The 18,111-nt window shown below is 69.4% G+C and carries 17 protein-coding genes; 11 read left to right on the top strand and 6 right to left on the bottom strand.

Going from position 1 to position 18,111, the window contains the following annotated elements; genetic code table 11:
* The 3 genes from IFT60_RS10425 to IFT60_RS10435 all read right to left on the bottom strand — a co-directional run bounded on the left by IFT60_RS10425 (position 1) and on the right by IFT60_RS10435 (position 5,331).
* Positions 1 to 588: a hypothetical protein gene (locus IFT60_RS10425; RefSeq protein WP_192051904.1), complete on the bottom strand. Its 588-nt coding sequence runs from the start codon at positions 586 to 588 to the stop codon at positions 1 to 3.
* Positions 589 to 607: 19 nt separating this feature from the next.
* Positions 608 to 1,882, bottom strand: a complete 1,275-nt coding sequence (locus tag IFT60_RS10430) for a hypothetical protein (RefSeq protein WP_192051905.1) — start codon at positions 1,880 to 1,882, stop codon at positions 608 to 610.
* 269 nt (positions 1,883 to 2,151) lie between these two features.
* Positions 2,152 to 5,331 carry a penicillin-binding transpeptidase domain-containing protein gene (locus tag IFT60_RS10435; protein ID WP_192051906.1) on the bottom strand — a complete coding sequence of 1,060 codons (3,180 nt, stop codon included), beginning with the start codon at positions 5,329 to 5,331 and terminating at the stop codon, positions 2,152 to 2,154.
* Between the two features lie 232 nt (positions 5,332 to 5,563).
* On the opposite strand from IFT60_RS10435, the gene IFT60_RS10440 reads away from it, so the two are divergent.
* From IFT60_RS10440 to IFT60_RS10470, 7 genes are all read left to right on the top strand, one after another.
* Entirely contained in the window at positions 5,564 to 5,803 is a 240-nt protein-coding gene (locus IFT60_RS10440; RefSeq protein WP_192051907.1) for a hypothetical protein, read from the top strand.
* A gap of 219 nt (positions 5,804 to 6,022) precedes the next feature.
* Complete coding sequence (locus IFT60_RS10445; RefSeq protein ID WP_192051908.1) at positions 6,023 to 6,583, top strand: YXWGXW repeat-containing protein; 561 nt, start codon at positions 6,023 to 6,025, stop codon at positions 6,581 to 6,583.
* A gap of 331 nt (positions 6,584 to 6,914) precedes the next feature.
* The gene (locus IFT60_RS10450) at positions 6,915 to 7,595 is read left to right on the top strand and encodes a ribonuclease HI family protein (RefSeq protein WP_192051909.1); all 681 of its coding nucleotides are present in this window, start codon (positions 6,915 to 6,917) and stop codon (positions 7,593 to 7,595) included.
* Positions 7,576 to 8,253, top strand: coding sequence for an HD domain-containing protein (locus tag IFT60_RS10455; RefSeq protein ID WP_192051910.1), 678 nt, complete (start codon positions 7,576 to 7,578; stop codon positions 8,251 to 8,253). The genes IFT60_RS10450 and IFT60_RS10455 overlap by 20 nt, the downstream gene beginning before the upstream one ends.
* Positions 8,250 to 9,503, top strand: a complete 1,254-nt coding sequence (locus IFT60_RS10460) for an MFS transporter (protein ID WP_374001224.1) — start codon at positions 8,250 to 8,252, stop codon at positions 9,501 to 9,503. The genes IFT60_RS10455 and IFT60_RS10460 overlap by 4 nt, the downstream gene beginning before the upstream one ends.
* A 13-nt stretch (positions 9,504 to 9,516) precedes the next feature.
* The gene (locus IFT60_RS10465) at positions 9,517 to 9,795 is read left to right on the top strand and encodes a hypothetical protein (protein ID WP_192051911.1); all 279 of its coding nucleotides are present in this window, start codon (positions 9,517 to 9,519) and stop codon (positions 9,793 to 9,795) included.
* A 151-nt stretch (positions 9,796 to 9,946) separates the two neighbouring features.
* Positions 9,947 to 10,504, top strand: a complete 558-nt coding sequence (locus IFT60_RS10470) for an EamA family transporter (RefSeq protein ID WP_192051912.1) — start codon at positions 9,947 to 9,949, stop codon at positions 10,502 to 10,504.
* Between the two features lie 3 nt (positions 10,505 to 10,507).
* Here the strand turns inward: IFT60_RS10470 and IFT60_RS10475 are convergent, their stop codons facing one another.
* Positions 10,508 to 12,700: a TonB-dependent receptor plug domain-containing protein gene (locus IFT60_RS10475; protein ID WP_192051913.1), complete on the bottom strand. Its 2,193-nt coding sequence runs from the start codon at positions 12,698 to 12,700 to the stop codon at positions 10,508 to 10,510.
* Between the two features lie 225 nt (positions 12,701 to 12,925).
* On the opposite strand from IFT60_RS10475, the gene asd reads away from it, so the two are divergent.
* Together asd and IFT60_RS10485 are read left to right on the top strand one after the other, a co-directional pair.
* Positions 12,926 to 13,777, top strand: a complete 852-nt coding sequence (gene asd / locus IFT60_RS10480; protein ID WP_192051914.1) for an archaetidylserine decarboxylase — start codon at positions 12,926 to 12,928, stop codon at positions 13,775 to 13,777.
* Positions 13,778 to 13,838: 61 nt separating this feature from the next.
* Entirely contained in the window at positions 13,839 to 14,420 is a 582-nt protein-coding gene (locus tag IFT60_RS10485; RefSeq protein WP_192051915.1) for a DUF7010 family protein, read from the top strand.
* Positions 14,421 to 14,442: 22 nt separating this feature from the next.
* Here IFT60_RS10485 and IFT60_RS10490 read toward each other — a convergent pair whose 3' ends face one another.
* Together IFT60_RS10490 and IFT60_RS10495 are read right to left on the bottom strand one after the other, a co-directional pair.
* The gene (locus IFT60_RS10490) at positions 14,443 to 15,555 is read right to left on the bottom strand and encodes a hypothetical protein (protein WP_192051916.1); all 1,113 of its coding nucleotides are present in this window, start codon (positions 15,553 to 15,555) and stop codon (positions 14,443 to 14,445) included.
* 29 nt (positions 15,556 to 15,584) lie between these two features.
* Positions 15,585 to 16,496 (bottom strand): LysR family transcriptional regulator, encoded by a 912-nt coding sequence (locus tag IFT60_RS10495; RefSeq protein WP_192051917.1) that lies wholly within the window; start codon positions 16,494 to 16,496, stop codon positions 15,585 to 15,587.
* 112 nt (positions 16,497 to 16,608) lie between these two features.
* On the opposite strand from IFT60_RS10495, the gene IFT60_RS10500 reads away from it, so the two are divergent.
* Positions 16,609 to 17,202, top strand: coding sequence for an FMN-dependent NADH-azoreductase (locus IFT60_RS10500; protein ID WP_192051918.1), 594 nt, complete (start codon positions 16,609 to 16,611; stop codon positions 17,200 to 17,202).
* A gap of 32 nt (positions 17,203 to 17,234) precedes the next feature.
* The gene (locus tag IFT60_RS10505; RefSeq protein ID WP_192051919.1) at positions 17,235 to 18,104 is read left to right on the top strand and encodes a pirin family protein; all 870 of its coding nucleotides are present in this window, start codon (positions 17,235 to 17,237) and stop codon (positions 18,102 to 18,104) included.
* Positions 18,105 to 18,111: the final 7 nt, after the last annotated feature.

Here is an 18,111-nt window from a genome sequence, read left to right on the forward strand (position 1 = left end):
CTACTCCGTCAATATCGCCGGTTGCACGCTGAACGTGGCGCCGTGGCGCTGGAAGTGGGCGGCCGGCGCCTGCGCGAACGGCCAGGCCGCTTCGCATTCGCCATCAAGGTCGAGGCGCCCGGCCAGCAGCTGCGCGCCGGCGCCGTCCAGCACCCGCAGCGGCGCCGACTCGCGCAGCAGGCGCGCGGCGAAGGGGGCGTCCGGCATCAGCTGCAGGATCACGCGCGGTTCGCCGCCTTCGACGAAATGCAGGCGCCAGAAGCCGTCGTCGGTGGCCAGCTGCACCAGCGCCGCGCCGCTGTCGGCCGCGCGCAGCATGCCGCTGCTGCCGTGCCAGGCGTCGTTGGCGGCGGTGGCGCCGGTGGAAGCAGCATCGACGGCGCGGGCAGCCAGCGCCAGGGTGCGCAGGCGGCGCGTGGTCAGGGGGGAAGCGCGCAGGACCGCACGTTCTCCCGCCGTCAGGGGCCGGCTGCCGTCGAGCGCGGCGCGCAGCACGGCGTCGTCCAGCATCAGGCGGTCGCCTCCCGGGCGCGGCGCCAGCAGCAGGTGTTCGCGCAGCTTGCGCTCCAATTCGCTCGTCGTCTTCATTCGCTTCTCCCGTCGATAGTCATGCGGATTGGTTTGCGGCGCCCAGCCGGGCGATGGCCGCGTCGCGCCGTTTGCGCAGCGTCGGCAGCGACACCGCGTCGAGCGCGGCCAGTTGCGCCATCGTCGGCAGCGCGTTCGTGGCCGGGTCGCGCCATGCGTCCGGATAGCTGTCGTCCACGGGGCCAAGGATGTTCAGGTACACGGCGAGGCGCACCGCCAGCGACTCGCCGGCCAGCATGCGCGCGCTCCAGCTGCCCGGCTCCTGCGCCGCGTCCGCTTCAAGCACAAAGCGGGGGGGCAGTGAAACGGACTGTGCGCGCAGCACGGCCACTGGGTTCTCGTCGGCATCGTCCTTACTTGCGGCAGGCGGCGCGGGCATTGCTGCGGCGTCTAGTTCGTCTTCCAGCGCTTCCAGGATCAGGTCCGGCCCCGGTGTGGCGGCGGCCTCCGACTCGTCCAGCACGCGCCAGTAATCCTCGATCCAGGCGGCTGAGCTGTCAAGGTCCAGCAGCCAGTCGCGGTCGCGGTTGGCCGACAGCGCTTCGTAGTCGCCAATCTCGGCCAGCATCGCGCCGATCTTGTCCGCATTGTTCTTGAGGCTGTCGAAGCGCTTCGAGCGCGTATGCAGCGGGCCGGGCGAGCCGGTGAATCGTTCCAGGGTCTCGCTCCAGCGCAGGATCCATTCGGGGCGGCAGCCGGCGATTGAACTTAGCTGGCGCACCTCGATCGGCAGCGTCGTGTCGACTGGCCGGCCGAGGATGGCGCCGACCTGGGCGCGGTGCTCGCGCCAGCCCGCGAACAGCCGCGCGATCTCGCCGTAGGCCGTGTCGAGCATGCGGTAGGCGTAGATGCGGTTCGGGCTGCAGGGGCGGCCGCAGGCGGCCTGGTAATTGTCGGCGTCGACCTTGTCGCGCAGGAGCGCGAACATGTCGTTGACCTTCTTGCGCAGCAGTGCTTCGCCGCCGGGTTGATGCCAGAGTCCCGGCGCCACGGCGGTGCGGAAAGCGTCCCAGTCGTCCGGACGCGCGGCCAGCTCATACGCCAGCAGCAGCGCCAGCTCGAACACGCTGTCGCCATAGCTGTTGCCGGCCGCCTGCGCACGCGCGCTGAGGCGCGCCGCGTGCAGGCGTTCGGCCAGCAGGTCGATGTAGCCGGCCAGCGCCTCCGCGCCCTCCGCGGGCAGCAGCAGCGTGGCCAGGTCGCAGCGGGCAAAGGCTTCGAGCGAACACTGTCCGAGCAGCTTGCGCACCTGCTCCCAGCCCGGCTCCTGATACCGGGTTCCCGGCAAACGCATACCTTCCTCTTGTGTCGATGGTGTATCCGCCAGATAACGGATTTTGTAAATCATGCCATAGAAACACAGGTGCAAGGCGTTCTGGAGTGGGTCAGATCCGTTTCTGATCGGGGTTTTGAAACCTCGCGACGATCACGCGCTTGTTGAACGCGTGGGCGGCGCATGCACTACGAGCCGATAACTGAAGAGGTGGAGCCGCCCACCCTACGGGTCTGATCCTCCTTTCCTGGGAAATCCCGCTTCACTGGCTGGCATCGTACTGGAGCGGTTCAGTCTCGCTTTTGTTCGGCGTTGTGGACCAGCGTGCGCAGCAGGCTGGCGACCACCGGCGCCGCGTGCTCGCCGCCGGTGGCGTTCGACCTGCTGACGAACACCGCGAACGCCAGCCGACGCGTTTGCCCCGGGATGCTGCCCGGCTCGAGCCAGCCGGTGAACCAGACGCTGGCCAGGCCATCGTCGCCGACCGGCGCGGTGCCGGTCTTGCCGTACAGGCCAGCGCGCAAGTGGTCGAACGCGGGGTCGCGGAAGACACTGGCCGCCGTGCCATGCGTGACGACGCCGTGCAGGCCGGCGCGGATGCGGTCCAGGCGTACGCCGAGCGGCGCGCCCGCCTGCGTGCTGGCTGCGCGGCCATCGAGGGACAGCAGCAAACGCGGCGCGATCGCCCTGCCCTCGCCAACGGCGCCGGCGGCCAGCGCCATGTGCAGCGGCGTGGCCTGCATGCGCAGGCCGATCGCCATCTGGCGCAGTTCGTGGCGCGCACCGATCGGATCGAAGCCGGCCACGCTCGATTGCAGCGCGTCCCAGCCGCGCCAGTCGTAATCTGGCGGCAGCAGGCCGCCGTCGAGCATCAAGGGCCGCTCGAAGCCGAGGCGGCGCGCCATGTCGGCGATCGGACGCACGCCGGCCAGCGCGGTGTCGTCGAGCGCGCGCAGGCTGGGCGCCCCGCCCAGCGGCTTGCCGAGCAGGCTGGCGTCGGACAGTTCCGCGCCCCAGGCAAACCAGGTGTTCAGGCTGTAGGTCAGCGCTTGCGCCAGTCCCAGCTTGCCCTCGCTGGCGCGGCGATCCAGGTTACCGTCGCGGAAATTGGTGATGCGGGCACCGGTTCCGCTGTTTGGATAGCTGGCGGCGTCGGTGCGGAAGGCGAAGCCGCGCGCGGCCGCCAGCGCGTTGATCTGCGCCAGCGGCATCCCGCCCAGCAGCGCGTCGAGCTGAGGGTCGCGTTGCGCGGCCAGTTCCAGGCCCAGCGCGCTGACGATCTTGAAGGTCGAGCCGGGGCTGCGTTCGGCGCCGCCGTCGTGCTGCAGCGCCGCCTGGCGCAAGGGGCTGCGCGCCGGGTCGACGCGGTCGAAGTCGCGCAGCTCGTTCCACCCATGCGGCGCCGCACTGGCGCCACCGCTGGCGGCGGCGAGGATGTCGCCGCTGCCGCTATCGAGCAGCACCAGGCCGGCCCGGCGTCCCTCCGGTGCGGCCGCACCGCCCTGGCAGCGCTTGCCGTCCCATTCGCCGCGGCGCATGCCGACGCAGTCCAGCACCGCCGCGGCGAGGCGCTGCAAGTCGAGGTCGAGCGTGAGTTTGGCCGCGTGCGGGCGGCCGGCGGGCGACGGCAGGCGCGCCAGCATGCCGGCCACGCTGCTGCCGTGCTGTGGGTTCAGGCCCAGCAGCGTGGCCAGGCCGGCATCGCGCGCGCCCGCCGTCGCGCCGCCCGCTTCCCACAGCGGTGCGCCGTGGCGGTCGGCCAGGCTGACTGGAACCGAAATGGCGCCCGCTGCCGGTCCGCTGTGCGGCAGCGCCTGCCATGCAAGCCGGCCCTCTTTCACCTGCAAATGGCGATAGGCGGCGTCACCGTTTCCACTCATGGCGGCAAGGTCGAGCGGCGTAACGTCGATGGCGATCTCGCGCGCACCGCGCTGCGGCGCCAGCGCCAGCGTGCGCACGTCGTCGGGCTGGCGGCAGGCGCGGCCGCCGCAGGCCGGCACGGTGGCGACGGACGCAGCGCCGGCGACGTTGTCAACGCGCCCGGCCAGCATCAGTTCGACACGCTCGTCGCCGCTGGCCGGCTGCGCCAGCGTCAGCACCAGGCGCGCCGTGGCCGCGCCGCCGGGCCAGTCCGCTACGCGTTTCCACGGCGCCCAACCCTCGGGCAGGCGGTCGAACAGGCGTGCGGCGCCAAGCGGCATCACTTCACTCGTGGGAGCGGTCGCAGACGCTACCTGCGCGCGCCAGGCGCCGCCTCCGGCATCGGGTCGCACGCGCCAGGCCAGCAGGCGCCGTTCGCCATTGAAGACGCGGATCTGTTCGCGCACATAGGCGCCGTCGGCGCGGTGGTGCAGGCGCTCGAGCAGGCGCCGGCCGCCGGCGTCGAGCACGATATTGTCCCAGCCGTGCAGGTCGGCGCTGCGCTGGCCGGGTGCGGCTGCGCGCCACTGCGCCAGGTCGCGCGGCGCCACTTCCACCAGGCCACCGGGAGCCACGCGCACCAGGCCGCGCGCCAGGAGGTCCTGGAACAGGATGCCGTCTTCCAGGGCCGCCGGGGCCGCTGCCGGCACGCGGTAGTCGCCGGGCGCCACGCGCGCACTGTGCACAGCACCGTACACGGGAAAGGCGGCAACCAGGGCCGCGCCCGCGACGCCCGCCGCCGCGGTGTAGCGCGTCAGTACCAGTTCGCCGCCCTGGGGGCAGGCGCCGCCGGCGCGGCGCGCAATGCGCATTGCGTCATGCTCGCCCCAGACCAGCCAGCCCTCGCGCCCGAGCGGCGCCGCGCCGCGTTCGCCGCGGGCGATGATGCCGCCGCTGGCGTCGCCAATCCAGCGCGCCTGGCCGTGCCAGGCCAGCTGCAGCGGCGCAGCCAGGGAGCCGGTGATGTCGACCTGCGGCATGGCCGCGCCGCTCAGCACGACGTTACGCAAGGTGACGGGACTGGCCGCCGTCTCGTTGCGCGCGGCCCAGCGCGCCACCTCCGGGAAGCGGTAGCCGATGCGCAGCGGCGCCAGCCGTCCGCCGCTTCCTTCCAGCACTTGGCTGCACAGGTCGATCACGACCGGGCGACCGGCGCGCATGTTCGATGCGACCAGCAAGGCGCCGCCGGGCTGCGCCGACAGGCTGATGCCGGGCGTGGCGGAAACGTTGAAGGAGACGCCTGGCAGCGCCGGCTGGAACGCGGCCAGCGCACGCACCGGGCCGCCGGCTGCATCGAGGCGGCTGGCCGCGGCGGCGCCGAGCGAACGCGCATGGCCGGCGATCAGCATCGCGCCGCCGAGGACGAAACCGGCGGCCAGCAGAGCGAGCCAGAAGGCTGGGCCGGGGCGCCAGCCGATGCGCAAGGCCTTCGGCGAAATCCCGACGGCATGGCGCTGCGCAGGCGCGGCCCGTCCGCCGGCGCGCAGGTTGCGCGCGCGCCGCCAGGCCCGGCGATTCGAAGCCAACCCGGCAAATACCGTCGCAAACATCTCCCCCATCCTTCCTCCCCGCGGTCCAGGTGGCCGCCCTTGCAGCCTCTAGCGGGGGGAAGCGAAAAGCCGCCCGATACCGTCGCGATCGCCGACGTTGACGCCGGCGCGCCGGTCGCGGATTTGTGCAGGCCATCCCGCTTTTCATGCACCTTGTCGCAATCCGATGGAGTTCGGAAGGGGCTGTGAGTACATTGGACACATCGAAACCCCACCCGCAAGGAGAAACACCGTGAACATCGCCAAGCACATGGAAGCCGTTTTCGTCGTTGCCCTCGCCGCCGTCGGCTCGGCCAGCTTCTTCAGCGCCCCGCTGTCGGAAGCCCAGGCCCAGGCCCGCCCGGCCGTCATCCTGGATTCGAGCATCGCCACCGAAACCAAAATGGCTGTCGTGGTCGTGAAAGGCAAGCGCCCCGCCGCCGAACAGCTCACCGTGCTGGCCGATCGCCGCAGCGGCGGGAGCCGGATTTGAGCGCCGCTGCGCGCCGGGCTGCTCCTTGACGGGCGCCCGGCCAGCCTGCTGATCGTCCCTCCTTCCTGTCACTTCCGCCTTACCGTTTCACGCCTCCCGCTAGCCGTTGCAGCCCAGCTGCTTCATTTCTGTGTCATATGTAAGAACTTGCGTCAAATGCCCCATCTCACCCAAGCGATTGATATATTGAATCATCCGCTTTTGGAGATGGAGAACGACATGAAATCCAGCCTGACCCTTGCCACCCTGATCGCCCTCGGCGCCGCTTATGCACCGCTGCCGTCGATGGCGCAGAACGTCGAACTGTACATCGGCTCGGCCCCGCCGGCCCCGATGTACGAGCGTGCTCCGGCCGTGCGCCGCGGCTATGTCTGGTCGCCAGGGTACTGGGACTGGCGCGGCCACCGCCACTACTGGGTGCCGGGCACCTATATCGCCGAACGCCCCGGCTATCTCTACGCGCCGCCGACCTGGCAGCAACGCGGCGGCCGCTGGTACATGCAACAGGGCCACTGGTCGCCGCACAGCGGCTACGGCGTGCGCGACAGCTACGGCCGCCAGGGCTTCTACGATAACCGCAATGGCGGTTACCGCGGCGACCGCGACCGCTACGACCATCGTGGCGGTGGCCGCGGCGATACCGACCGCGACGGCGTCCCCAACCGTTACGACCGCGACCGCGACAACGACGGCGTGCCGAACCGCTACGACCGCGACCGCGATGGCGACGGCCGCCGCAACGAGCGCGACAGCCGGCCGGACAATCCGTACCGGCGCTGATGAGACGTAGGGTGATCGGCTCCACCGGGGTGGCTGTGAATCGGTAACGCATGCGCCGCCCACGCGTAACGCCCGCCCGCCGTCAGCCGTCCAGTAAACGTCCGTTGAACGCGTGGGCGGCGCTTACGCAGCCGCTGCTCATCTGCTCGGGTGGAGCCGACCACCCTACCGCCATCGTTAATATATGAGAAGGCGCGTAGGGTGGCCGGCTCCACCCCGGTGGCGGTGGTTCGGTAACGTGTGCGCCGCCCACGCGTAATGCCTGCATCCCGTCAGCCACGTCCATCATGGGGCCGACCACCACGCATCAAAAACCGGTTATGCTCACGCCATGACCGAACTCGACCGCCTGCAAGGCGCCGCCAACCGCACCGAACTGTCCGCCAGCCGCAAGCTGGCCCTGCGCAGCAGTCTCTCGCTCGAGGACGCGCTGCGTGCCACGCTCACGGCCAGCAGCAGTGGCATCGGCCTGGAAGCGCTGCTGCGCGAACGCGCGGTGCTGCGTTCGGCCGAGACGGCGCGGGTGTTGGCGCGGGAAGCGGCACGTGAGGCTGCGCGGGCCGAGCAGCGCACCCGCCACGACGGCCGGCCCACGGCCTGGCGCGCCTGGTTCGACGGCTCGGCCCGACCCAACCCGGGCCGCTGCGGCATCGGCGCGCGCCTGCTCGGCCCAGGCGGCGAACTGGTCGAATTGTCGCAGCCGGCCGGCTACGGCAACAGCAGCGAAGCCGAATACCTGGCCCTGATCGCCGTGCTGGAAGCGGCCGCCGCGCGCGGTGCGCGCGAACTCACGGTCTATGGCGACAGCCGCGTCGTGATCGACGACGTCGCCGCAACCGCCGGCGCGCCGTCCCTGCATCCCTACCGCGTCCGCGTGCACGCGCTGCTGGCGCGCCTGCCGGGGGCCAGCCTGCGCTGGGTGCCACGCCACAAGAACCTGGACGCCGACGCGCTCTCGCAGCGCGCCAGCCTGGCCGCCACCATCGAACACGATGCATCTCTCCTCCCCTGAACTCGCCAGCTGGCGCGTGCGCCTGGCCGCGCTGGCGGCCGCCGCCGGCAACGACAGCGACGGCGCCCACGACGCCAGCCACCTCGAGCGCGTCTGGCGCAGCGCCCAAGCGCTGCTTGCGCACCACCCCGAGGCCGACGCCCTGGTGGTGCTGGCCGCCTGCTACCTGCACGACCTGGTCAACCTGCCGAAAAACGATCCGGACCGCGCGCAAGCGTCGACCCGCTCGGCGCGGCTGGCCTGCGAACGGCTGACGCAACTCGGCTTTCCGCCCGAACGGCTGGACGCCGTCGCCCACGCCATCGCGGCGCACAGCTTCTCGGCGGCGATCGCGGCGACCACCATCGAAGCGAAGATCGTGCAAGATGCCGACCGCTTGGATGCCCTGGGCGCGGTCGGCCTGGCGCGCATGTTTTACGTCGCCGGCAGCATGGGCCGCGCGCTGGCGCACCCGAGCGATCCGCTGGCCGACGCGCGCCCGTTCGATGACCGCGCCTGGACGCTCGACCACGTCATGGTCAAGCTGGCGCGCTTGCCGGACATGATGCAGACCGAGGCCGGGCGCGCGCTCGCCAACGAGCGGCTGGAGCGCCTGCTGGCGTTCCGGCGCGAGTTCGCGGCCGAGTGGCTGGGCGAATTTCCAGAAGCGGACGCGTGAACGCGCCGGCGCCGACACCCGAGCCACACAGCACAGCCAGCGCGGGCAAGCTCAACTTCGTCCTGATCAGCGTCTTCCTCGACATGCTCGGCATCGGCCTGATCGTGCCGGTGATGCCGGTGCTGGTTGGTCAGTTCGTACCCGGACGCGACGAGCAGGCGCTGTGGTACGGCATCCTCGCCGCCGTGTTCGGCCTGCTGCAATTCCTGTTCATGCCAATGGTAGGGGCTGTGAGCGACCGCGTCGGACGGCGTCCGGTGCTGCTGTATTCGATGGGTGGCATGAGCCTCAGCTTCCTGGTCACGGCCTGGGCGCCCAGCCTGGGCTGGCTGTTCGTCGGACGCGCCATCGGCGGCGTGTCGGCGGCCAGCATGTCGGCGGCGATGGCCTACGCCTCGGACGTGTCGACGCCGGAGAACCGCGCCCGCAGCTTCGGCAGGATCGGGGCGGCATTCGGCGCCGGTTTCATTTGCGGCCCGGTGCTGGGCGGCCTGCTGGGAGAAATATCGCTGGCGCTGCCGTTCTGGGTGGCCGGCGGCCTGGCCGCGGCCAACCTGGCATATGGCGCCCTGTTCGTGCCCGAGTCGCTGCCGCCGGGTCCACGCGCGCCGTTCGACCGCAGCCGCATCAATCCGCTGCGCGCGCTGCGCCGGCTGCTGGCGCGGCGCGCGATTCGCCCGCTGGTGCTGGTGTTCGCGCTGGCCACCTTCGCCCAGATGATGACGCAGGGGACTTGGGTGCTGTACACGACCTTCCGCTTCGGCTGGACCCCGCGCGACAATGGCATCGCCATGTTTTGCGTGGGGCTGGCCACCGTCGTCGTCCAGGCCTGGCTGCTGGCGATCCTGGTGCGCCGTTTCGGCGAAGCACGCCTGGCGGTGTTGGGCCTGGCCTCGGGCGCGCTTACCTATCTGCTGTACGGTCTCGCCACCCAGGGCTGGATGATGTATCTCTTCATCTGCTGCAACCTGCTGGCCTTTGCCGCCGGGCCCGCGCTGCAGGCGCTCATTTCGCGCGAAACCGATCCCGCCGCGCAGGGCGAGCTGATGGGTTCACTGCAATCGATCAGCAGCCTGGGCGTGGTCGTGATGCCGCTGCTGGGCGCGGCGATCCTGGGCGAAGTGAGCCACCTGCCGGCAGGCGACTGGCGCATCGGCAGCAGCTTCTACGTCACGGCGGCGATGCAGGCGCTGGCGGTGCTGGCGGCGCTGCGCTACTTCCGGCGGCGCCGCGCTGGAGAGTCCATTTGAACGAGCGCTTGTCATGTCCGATCCTGTCATCGCCGCCGTCCTCTGCGCGGCGCTGCTGCACGCCGGCTGGAACACGCTGATCAAGGCCCATGGCGGCGCCGTGGCGACCATCCTGGTGGCCGTCGGCGCCGGCCTGCTGTGCGCGCTCGCCCTGCCCTTCGTGACGGCGCCCGCTCCGGCCAGCTGGCCGTATATCGGCGCCTCTGCGTTGGCCCAGGTCGGGTACTACTTCCTGCTCATCGCCACCTACCGCAGGGGCGACCTCAGTCACCCTGAGAGCCTATCCCAGTAGCCCGGAGTCGCAGCGAGCGCGCCTGACAAGCGGGTGCTGCGTTGCTTGTCGGTTGCATGGCCCGCCATGCGCCCTCCTCGTGCCTTGCCCGCGCTTGCCATGCATCGCTCGCTGCTTCCCCCGGTCTACTGGCATAGGCTCTTGTCCGCTGATGCGCGGCTGCGCGCCGCTGCTTGTCGCGCTGGTCGGTGCGCTCGGCGGCGAAGTCCTGGGCGCATCGCAATGGCTGGCCGTCGGCTTGATCTGCGGCGGCGTGTTGGCGATGGTCGGCGGCGGTCATTCCGGGTCGCGCCGTACGACGCTGCTCGCACTCGGCACCGCCGGCGTCATCGCCCTGTACACGTTGATTGACGGCGCCGGGGTGCGCCGCTCCGGCGCGCCCGCCGGCTACACGATGTGGATTTTCGTGCTGACCGCCGTGGGCGTGCTGGCATTGGGATGGCGCCGCCATGGCCGCGGGCTGCTGCCATTCGCGCGGCGTCACCTGGGCGTGGCGCTGGGCGGCGGCCTGATGACGGCGGGTTCCTACGGCATCGCGCTGTGGGCGATGACGGCGGCGCCGATGGCGGCGGTAGCCGCGCTACGCGAGACGGCGATCCTGTTCGCGACGCTGATCGCGGCGCTGCTGCTGCGCGAACGGGTCGGCCCGGCGCGCGTGATCGGCGCCGTGCTGATCGCCTGCGGCGCAGCGGCGATGCGGCTTACCTGACGCTTAAAACTTCATCTCCAGCGTCGCCCGCGCGCTCGGCCCGGCCTTGAAGCGCGACTCGCGCAGCACCAGGCCGCGGCCCGCTTCCACGAAGCTGCTGCGGTTGACGAAATCCTGGCCGAGCAGGTTCGACAGCGCCACGCGCAGCGCCTGCTTCTGGTTGAACTTGTAGAGCACGTAGGCTTCGAGATCGCGCCGCGGCGTGATGAACGACGTCTGGCGCTCGGACACGCGCACCGTGCCGCCCTGCTTGTAGGCGAAGCTGGCGCCGGTGGTGATGGCGGCGCGCTTGTAGTCGATGCCGAGGTTGCCGGACAGCGGCGTCTGGCCATCGAGGCGGTTGTCCGGTCCCGGCACGCCGTCCACGCGCGACCAGTTGGCCGACAGGCTGGCGCGCAGGTCGATCGCCGGCGCCTCCTTCATCAGCGCCTTCAGCGGGAACTTGGTTTCCAGTTCCAGCCCGCGCGTGGTGGCCCGTCCCGCATTCATCGGCATCGCCACCCAGCGCGCGCCGTCGAAGTCGACCAGGTGGCGGATGTAGCCGTCGATGCGGCGTGTCGAGGCGCTGACCGAGAACAGCGCGCCCTCCGCCCAGTAATGCTCGTAAGACGCGTCGAAGCCGAGCGCCAGTTCGGGCTGCAGGTCGGGGTTGCCGGCGTAGTCGGGATCGGTCGAGCGGTTGTCGACCGAGGTCTGGCGGCGCGGGATCAGCTGCTGGAAGCTCGGCGCTTTATAGGTGCGGGTGACGGCGAAGCGGACCTGGTCGCCCTTCGTACCCGGGATCTTCCACAGGGTCTGCATCACCGGGCTCCAGACGTTCGAGCTCGAACGGCCGGTAACAAAAGTGTTGCCGGAGGTGGTCGTGCGGATGCCTTCCCAGCGCGCGCCCAGGTAGACCGACCAGCGCGGTGTCAAGCTCCATTCGTCCTGCGCGTACATGGCCAGGCGCGTGACGCGCGATTCGGAGGTTTCGCCGTCCGGCAGCGCCGGATACAACGTGCGCCCGGCCTCGAATTCCTCGCGGCTGTCCTCGCGTACCGACCAGCCGGCATCCCAGCCCATGCCGAGCGCGTGGTCCTTCAGGATGGTCTTGCTGAACTTGCCGACCGTGGTCGCACCGACTTCGTCGGCTTCCAGGTGGACCTGGTTGTCGAGCGCGCGCGGCGAGCCCGGCGCCGTCCAACGCCAGTTGTCGGTCGTGTTCTGGCCGCCCACCAGGCTGGCCTTGACGTCGAGCTTGGCGCCGTCGGCCATCTTGTGCACCCAGTTCAATTCGCTGCGCAGCACGTCGTTATTCGAGCGCAGCGCCGTATCGAGCTCGGGATAGAGCGGGGCCGCGCCCAGGGTCGTGCGCGTGCTCTCGTGGCTGCGGTTGCGAAAGCGCACCAGGTTCACGAAGGTTTGCGATGTCACGGTGTCGCCGTTCTCCAGCGTCCAGTTCAGGCGCGGCGCCAGGTTGAAATGGTTGAAGCGCGCGCGCTCGTCGCCGTCGCCCTGGCGCACCAGGTTGGGGTTGCCGGCCAGGTCGAAGCCCTGCTCGTCGCTGCTGGTCTCGCGCCGGAACTGTTCGAACATGGCGCTGCCGGCGATCGAATACGACATCTTGCCCAGCTTGTCGGACAGCTGGATATTCGCCGTCGGGCCGGAAAAGCCGCTGCCGGCGCGTGCGCCGAGCTTGAATTCGCGCTGGCCGCTGCGTACCGCCTTTTTCAGCACGATGTTGACGGTGCCTGCCACCGACTGGGTGGAAAACTCGGCGCTGGCGGCGCGCAGCACTTCGATGCGCTCGATCACGTCGGGCGACAGCGAATCGAGCGTGAAGCCGTTCGGCGCGCGCTCGCCGTTGATCAGGATCTGCGTGTAGCCGGCGCCCAGGCCGCGCATGCGGATTTCGGCGCCGCGTCCGTTCGGGCTGCTGACGGTAATGCCGGGAACCCGCTTGAGCACGTCGGCGACGTTGGTGTCGCCGTACTTCAGGATCTCTTCCTGCCCGACCACGATCCTGGTGGCGGTGTCATCGCGGCGCGGATCGTAGCTGTCGGCATTGCCGCGCACTTCGACTTTCTGCATTTTCTGCTCAGGCGCAGCCTCCTCGGTTTTCGAGACATTGGACGTGGCCTGCTGGGCAAACACAGGGAAGGCGGCGGCCAGCGCGGCGGCCAGCAGGGTCAGGCGGATCGGTGCGAGGATATACATATCAGAAAGCCAAGTTTATGAGGATGTATTGTCCTCGAACTGACAGACGAATAGATGCCTTAGGGAATATATTTTCGATATGCATGTCCGGTACACCCTGCGCTGGCGCGCCCGCCGTGGGCGATGCGCTACACTGCTGCGCAGGGCTGCCGCCAAACAAAGATATGCAGCGCCACGTCGCTTATTTATAATTCGCCATCATCACAAGTAATAAGGGCTGCCATCGTGTCCGATCGTTTCAAAGTACTGCCGCAATATGTCCTGCCGAAGCAGGCGCTGACCTCGTTCGCCGGCCGCGTCGCCGGCCACCGCGGCGGCAGGATGACGACCCGCCTGATCCGCTGGTTCGTGGCCAAGTACGGCGTCAACATGGACGAGGCGCACAATTCGGACATCGCCAGCTACCCGAGCTTCAACGAATTCTTCACGCGCCCGCTGAAGGATGGCGTGCGTCCACTGGCGCAGGCTGATTTCGTCTGTCCGGTCGACGGCGCGATCAGCCAGTTCGGCGCGATCGACGACCACCACATCCTGCAGGCCAAGGGCCACAAGTTCACCACCACCCAACTGGTCGGCGGCGACGCCACGCTGGGCGCCCAATTCCAGCACGGTTCCTTCGCCAACCTGTACCTGAGCCCGAAGGATTACCACCGCCTGCACATGCCCTGCGACGGCCGCCTGACGCGCATGATCTACGTGCCGGGCGCGCTGTTCTCGGTGAACCCGACCACCGCGCGCGGCGTGCCGGGCCTGTTCGCGCGCAACGAGCGCGTGGTGTGCGTGTTCGAGTCCGAGCAGTTCGGCACCTTCGTCATGGTGCTGGTCGGCGCCACCATCGTCGGCAGCATGGCCACGCCATGGCACGGCGTGGTCAATCCGCAGCGCACCGGCCGCATCTCGGAATGGACCTATGAATCGAAGCCGGTCGTGCTGAAAAAGGGCGAGGAGATGGGCCGCTTCCTGCTCGGCTCCACGGTCGTCATGCTGTTCAAGGCGAAGACGATCGCCTTCAATGCCGACTGGGCGCCCGAGCGCAAGGTGCGCCTGGGCGAGATGATGGGCAACCGGCCGGTTTGATGTTGTACTGACAAGGCTTTCGTGGGAGTATGACGCATCCATTCTCCTGCGGAGCCTGCCCATGAGCGCCCTGCCCCGGACCGCCACCGCCATCCCGGCTGACCTCACCATCGCCGACGCGCAGCGCGACATGCGCCACGCCTACATGGATGGCGCGCCCGGCATCCTCACCTCCGGCACCGTCTGGTGCATCGCCGGCCTCGCGTGCATCCTGCGCTCGCCCGCGCAAGCCGTGTGGGCCTTGTTCATCGGCGGCATGCTGATCCATCCGGCCGCACTGGTCCTGCTCAAGCTGTTCGGGCGCCCGGCGGCGCATGCACGCGGCAATCCGCTCGGCATGCTCGCCTTCATGACGACGATCTGGATGATCCTGTCGCTGCCTCTCGCTTATGGCGTATCGATGCTGCGCATCGACTGGTTCTTTCCGGCGATGCTGTTCGTGATCGGCGGGCGCTACCTCACCTTTGCGACGCTCTACGGCATGCGCATCTACCTGCTGTTCGGGGCGGTGCTGGCGCTGGCCGGCTATGCGCTGGGGTCGCAAGGCGCCAGCGCGGCGGCGGGCGCGTTCGCGGGTGCGGCGATCGAGGTGGGCTTCGGCGCCTTCGTTCTCATCACGGCGCGCCGCAGTAGCGTGGGCTGAGCGCGGCCTTGCGGCGGCATCGTCAACGCCTCAAGCTAGTTCGACTGCCGCACATTCGCGAGCGCCACGCGCAAGTCGGGGTTGCCGGCTTTTTTGCCAGCGCCGCTGCCAGCGGCGCTGCGAAATCGGCCGGCAAGGGGCCGATACGGGCGAGCGCATATGCCGCATGTGCGCTGCCGTGGCGCGTCGCCTCGAGCAGCAGTTGGCGCTGTACCGGCGGCGACGCAGGCGCGATCGCGGCCAGCGCGCGCACGATACCGACCGCCTTCCCTTCGTCGCCACGACTGCGCTGGAGCTTGTCGATCAGGAGCGGCACCGCCCTTGTACCTGCGCTGCCGAGGGCCCCGAATGCGTCCACCGCAGGCGCGTCCAGCACGGGGTCGCCGAGCAGGCCGATCAGGACCGGGACGCTCTCGCCAGGCGTGCCGATGGCTACCAGGGCATCGAGCGCCGCGGCGGCCTGTCTGCCGTCACGCCTGACCTTTGCCTGTTCGAGCGCACCCAGCACGGCGGGCAGCGCGCCGCGCGCATCCTTGCCGATCGCGGCCAGGGCGGGCAGCACCCACAGGTCGCCCGTCGAGTCGATCAGCGTCGCGCTCAGGTGGGGAACCACACGGCGGCTGTCGTACTTGCCCAGTTTGCCGAGGATGCGCAGCGCCTGGACGCTATGGTCCGGGTCGCGGGTCCTGTCCAACAGCAGCGGGATCGCCGGCCTGGCCGCCGGGCCGAGGGCGCCCACCGCGTCGTAGAGCTCGCGGTACAGTCCGTTCAGCGCCGCGGGCGGTTGCCGCACGTGCGCCATCAGCAGCGGCAAGGCGGCATGCGCAGCGGGGCCGATGGCGGCAACGACCTCGAGCGCCCCGATCAAGGGCGCACCTTGGTCGGAACGGAGCATGGCGACGACCACCGGCATGGCGGCGCCGCGCGCAGCCAGGTCCTGGACCGCGCATTGCTGGACATGCGAGTCAGTATCGGCCGCAATGATCGCACCCAGTGCAGCGGCCGACACGCCCGCCTTCGCGGGAACGCAAGGCGGCGCCGGGGGTGGCGCGGTGAAGGCGCGCCCCGGCAGCGGCATCACGATGGCGAGCATCGATGCCGCCAGCAGAAGTACGGGGCCGGATCGCGTCGTCATGTTCTCTTTTCCAGGTTGGCGGTGAAGGGCTAGCTGTCGCCGCCCGCTTCGCCGCAAAACATCTCTTCCATCATATCGAGAAACGCCCGCGTCTTGGCAGGCATTAATCTCCGCCCCGGAAAGACAGCCCAGCCGACCGCGGGCGGCAGGTCCCATTCCGGCAGCACCCGCACCAGTTCGCCCTTCTTCACCAGCGGCGCGGCGAACAGTTCGGAACTGGCCGCGATGCCGGCGCCGCTGCAGGCGATGCGCGCCAGCAGGTCGGGAGAATTGGCCGTCAGGCGCGCCGGCAGTTCGCGCTGCCAGCGCAGCTTGCCGCGCGTGAGCGTCCACGACAGCGCGCCGCCGGCCCGGCTCAAGAGGCACAGCAAGTCGTGGCCGAGCAGGTCGTCCGGATGCTCGGGCAGGCCGCGCACGGCTGTGTACGACGGCGCGGCATACAGGCCGAAGCGCTGCAGCGTGACACGGCGCGCGGCCAGCGTGGCGTCGTCGGGCAGGTCGCCCATGCGGATCGCGATGTCGAAATTTTCCGCCACCAGGTCGACCCGGCGCGGCGACAAATCGAGCTCCACGCTCACCGCCGGATAGCGCGCCAGGAAGCGCCCGATCATGGCGCTCATGCCGAGGTTGGCGAAATCGGCCGGCAGCGAGATGCGCAGGCGCCCGCTGGGCGCGGCCTGGCGGTGCTGGGCGAGGGCGCCGGCCGCTTCCGCTTCTTCCGCCACCTTGCGCGCGTGTTCGAGCAGGCTGGCGCCGAATTCGGTCACCATCAGTTTGCGCGTGGTGCGCTGCAGGAGCCGTTCGCCCAGGCGCGCCTCCAGCAGCGCGATGCGGCGCGAGACCGTCGACTTCGGCAGGTTGACGCGCAGCGCCGCCGCGCTGAAGCTGCCGGCTTCGACGATGCGTGCGAACAGCAGCAGGTCGTTCGGTTCGACTTCCATGGCATTGTTCCACTGGCTGAATAATGTTATCCATTCTAGCGTCTTCTGGATTGATTTTGGAACTGCTAAAGTAGCTCCATCGAATCACCGAACCCTCACCACAAGGAACGACATGAACATCCTGCAGATCACCTCCAGCCTGCGTGGCGCCGACTCCGAATCGAGCCGCGTCACCAACAGCATCGTCGCCCGCCTGCTCGCCGCCACCCCGGACGCGACCGTCGTCAGCCGCGACCTGGCGCGCGATCCGCATCCGCAGCTGGACGAAGCGGCGCTGGGCGCCCTGTTCACCCCGGCTGAATCGCGCAGCGCCGACCAGGCTGCCCGCGTGGCGCTCGACGACGCCCTGATCGCCCAGGTGCAGGCGGCCGACGTGGTCGTGATCGGCGCGCCGATGTACAACTTCGGTATTCCGGTGCAGCTGAAAAGCTGGTTCGACGCGATCGCCCGTGCCGGCGTGACCTTCCGCTACACCGAGAACGGTCCGGAAGGCCTCCTGAAGGGCAAGAAGGTGTACGTGGCCACCGCGCGCGGCGGCATCTATCCGGCGGAGGCCGACCCGCAAGTACCGTTCGTGCGCATGCTGCTGAACTTCCTGGGCATGACCGACCACGTCTTCATCCATTCGCCGGCACAGTCGATGGGTCCGGAAGCGTCGGCCAAGGGCCGTGCGGAAGCGGATGCCACGATCGCAGCGCTGGCCTGAGTTGTTCAAGCGGCGCAAACTAGGAGAACATGATGAATGCAGTGATGACTAAACGCGTGGCGCGGCCGCGCGGCGTTGAACGCGTCATCGCAGGCCAGTTCGTGATGGACGGCGCCGGCGTCAGGATCAACCGCGTCCTCACGCAAACCTTGCAGCGCCGCCTCGATCCCTTCCTGATGCTCGACGCCTTCGGCAGCGAGAAGGCGGGCGACTACATCGCCGGCTTTCCCGAGCATCCGCACCGCGGTTTCGAGACCGTCACCTACATGCTCGCCGGGCGCATGCGCCACCGCGACAGCGCCGGCAACGAAGGCCTGATCACGGACGGCGGCGTGCAGTGGATGACGGCCGGCCGTGGCGTGATGCACTCGGAGATGCCCGAGCAGAACGAAGGCTTGATGGAAGGTTTCCAGTTGTGGCTGAACCTGCCGGCGAGCGAGAAGATGCGCGACCCGTGGTACCGCGACATTCCGAATGCCGAGGTGCCGCGCTTCACGCTCGATTCCGGCGTCACCGTGCAGGTGATCGCCGGGAGCACGCACGGCGTCGACGGCGCGGTGCAGCGCGCGGGCACCGAACCGCTGTATCTCGACATCGAACTGCCGGCGGGAGCGTCTTTCGAGCAGCCGCTGGCGGCGGGACACAACGCCTTCTTGTACGTGTTTCGCGGCGAGGCAGTCGTCGGCGGCAAAGGCGTGGCGCAGGCGCGCATGGCGATCCTCGACAATGCCGAAGGCGCGGATGGGGTCGTCATCAAGGCCTCCACGCCGACGCGCCTGCTGCTGATCGCGGGCCGTCCTTTGAGGGAACCGATTGCGCAGTACGGTCCGTTCGTGATGAATACCCAGGCCGAGTTGCAGCAGGCGGTCGAGGATTTCAGAAGCGGACGCTTTGCCGCCTGAATAGCAG

This window comes from Massilia sp. CFBP 13721 (genome assembly GCF_014842025.1).
Taxonomy (GTDB): Bacteria; Pseudomonadota; Gammaproteobacteria; order Burkholderiales; family Burkholderiaceae_D; genus Telluria.